Here is a 2708-nt window from a genome sequence, read left to right as displayed (position 1 = left end):
GCGGCCGGATCGCCGTCGACGACGCCTTCGCCATGTCGGAGGCGGCCGCGACCACCCGGTGGGGCTCGCTGCGCGCCGCGGGCGAGCGGGCGCTCACCATGGTGGGCACCTGCGAGGTGGGCGACGGGCTCGGCCTGGTCGGCCACGAGGTGGTGGTGATCGACCACGACGTGCGCGCGGCGGGCCGGACCCTGCTGGACCGGATGCTCGCCTTCGGCGGCGAGCTGGTCACCCTGCTGATGGGTGCGGCGGCGCGGGACGGACTCGCCGGCGAACTCGTGGCACACATCGGCGAAAGCTTTCCCGGCGTCGAGGTCACCGTGTACTCCGGTGGGCAGCACGGGGATCTGGTGCAGATCGGAGTGGAGTAGATGGCGACCCTGGGTGATCGGCTGGACCATGTCCTCGGCGCGAAGGCCGCGGGCTCGCTGGTCGACGCGTTCGACATGCACACGGTGGAGGACCTGCTGCGGCACTACCCGCTGCGCTACGCGACGCAGGGTCAGCCGCTCACCGAGGAGGAGCCGGAGGACGGTTCGCACATCACCGTGATCGGCCGGGTCACCAAGGCCGAGCTGCGGCCGATGCGCAATCGGCGCGGGTCGCTGCTGAAAGTGGTGCTGGACACCGGTTCCGGCGCCGGGCGCGGTGTCGACGTCACGTTCTTCAACGGCGACAAGGTGAAATACGTTGTCCGGGAGGGGCTCCGGGCGATGATGTCGGGAACCGTCAACTACTGGCGGCCCGGCCAGTGGAACCTGAGCCATCCCGGCTATCTGATCCTGCCCGAGTCCGACGACGAGTCGGTCGGCGCGGTGAAGACCGTGCGCGGCGGCGGCGACCTGCGCGGGCTCGCGCAGAGCGCGAAAGGCGCTGAGGGCGTGGACACCTCGTTCATGGAGCGGGAGTTCATCCCGGTGTACCCGGCCACCGCGAAGGTGCAGAGCTGGGACGTGCTGGCCTGCGTGCGCCAGGTGCTCGATCAGCTGGACCCGATCGACGATCCGCTGCCCGACGAGCTCAGGACCGAGCGTTCGCTGCTGAAGATCTCCGACGCGCTGCGCCTGATCCACCTGCCCGAGCGCAAGACCGACATCGACCGGGCCCAGGAACGGCTGCGTTTCGACGAGGCGCTGGCGCTGCAGCTCGTGCTCGCCGAGCGCAGGCACGAGGTGTCGGGCCGGTCCGCGCGCCCGTGCCCGCCGCGATCCGACGGCATCGCCGCCGAGTTCCAGCAGCGCCTGCCCTTCGAGCTGACCGAGGGTCAGCAGCGGGTGATCTCGGAGATCTCCGCGGACATGTCGCGCAGCCATCCGATGCACCGGCTGCTGCAGGGCGAGGTCGGCTCCGGCAAGACGATCGTGGCGCTGCAGGCGATGCTGCAGATCGTCGACGCCGGACAGCAGTGCGCGCTGCTCGCGCCGACGGAAGTTCTTGCCGCCCAGCACTATCGGTCCCTGCGCGGCATGCTCGGCGATCTCGGCAACGCCGGTGAGCTCGGCGCGGGCGACAAGGCGACCAAGGTCGTGCTCGTGACCGGCTCGATGTCGGCGGCGACCAAGAAGGCCGCGCTGCTCGAGGCGATGACCGGCGAGGCGGGCATCGTGATCGGCACGCACGCGCTGATCCAGGACAACGTCGAGTTCTTCGACCTCGGCATGGTGGTCGTCGACGAGCAGCACCGCTTCGGCGTCGAGCAGCGAGACGCGTTGCGCGCCAAGGCGAAGTCCGGCGCCAGCCCGCACCTGCTCGTGATGACCGCGACACCGATCCCGCGCACCATCGCCATGACCACGCTCGGCGACCTGGAGACCTCCACGCTCACCGAGCTGCCACGCGGCCGCTCGCCGATCACCTCCAAAGTCGTTCCGCGCAGGCAACATCCGAACTGGGTCGACCGGGCCTGGGAACGCATCGTCGAGGAGGTCGGGGCGGGTCGGCAGGCCTACGTGGTGTGCTCGCGCATCGGCGACGACGAGGAGGGCACGGGCAAGTCCCGCAACGGTAAGTCCAAGGCCGCCGAGCCCGAGAAGGAAGGTCCGACCACGCAGGCCGCGCTCGACGTCTTCGAGATGCTGCGCACCGGCCCGCTGTCCGAGCTCCGCGTCGGGCTGCTGCACGGCCGCCTGCCCGCGGACGAAAAAGACCAGGTGATGCGGGCTTTCAACGACGGAACCGTGGACGTGCTGGTCTGCACGACCGTCGTCGAGGTCGGTGTCGACGTGCCGAACGCCACCGTCATGGTGATCGTCGACGCGGACCGCTTCGGCGTCAGCCAGCTGCATCAGCTGCGCGGGCGCATCGGCCGCGGCAAGCATCCCGGCCTGTGCCTGCTGGTCACCGATGCCGCGCCCAACGGCTCGGCGATGGCGCGACTCGACGCGGTCGCCGCGACCACCGACGGCTTCGAACTCGCCGTGCTCGACCTGCGCACCCGCCGCGAGGGCGACGTGCTCGGCTCGGCCCAGTCCGGCACCGCGCGCTCGCTGCGCCTGCTCTCGCTGCTCGACGACCTCGAGGTCATCACCGCCGCACAGGATCTCGCGCGCGAGGTGGTCGAGGCCGATCCCGGCCTGAAGAAGCATCCCGGTCTGGCGAGCATGATGCATGCCGCCGTCGACGCCGAGCGCCTGGAGTACCTCGCCAAGTCGTGATCTGCTCGGCTCAGCGCCCGACGCGCGGGTAGGGCAGGTCGATGCTGGTGTGTT

Annotated in this window: 1 protein-coding gene and 1 pseudogene; both read left to right on the top strand. The window is 70.3% G+C overall.

The window, feature by feature from the left end; all coding sequences use genetic code 11:
• Nucleotides 1–371 (top strand): annotated as a pseudogene (locus ON39_RS22985) (DAK2 domain-containing protein); the annotation flags it as partial.
• Nucleotides 372–2654: an ATP-dependent DNA helicase RecG gene (gene recG / locus ON39_RS22980; RefSeq protein WP_040737522.1), complete on the top strand. Its 2283-nt coding sequence runs from the start codon at nucleotides 372–374 to the stop codon at nucleotides 2652–2654.
• Nucleotides 2655–2708: the final 54 nt, after the last annotated feature.

The organism is Nocardia tenerifensis NBRC 101015, from assembly GCF_000308715.1.
Taxonomy (GTDB): domain Bacteria; phylum Actinomycetota; class Actinomycetes; order Mycobacteriales; family Mycobacteriaceae; genus Nocardia; species Nocardia tenerifensis.
The sequence above is the reverse complement of the archived record's forward strand: the minus strand, read 5'-3'. Positions and strand labels throughout refer to the sequence as shown.

Excerpts from the sequence above, each read along its gene's own strand:
- recG (WP_040737522.1), top strand. The coding sequence starts at position 372 with ATGGCGACCCTGGGTGATCGGCTGGACCATGTCCTCGGCGCGAAGGCC.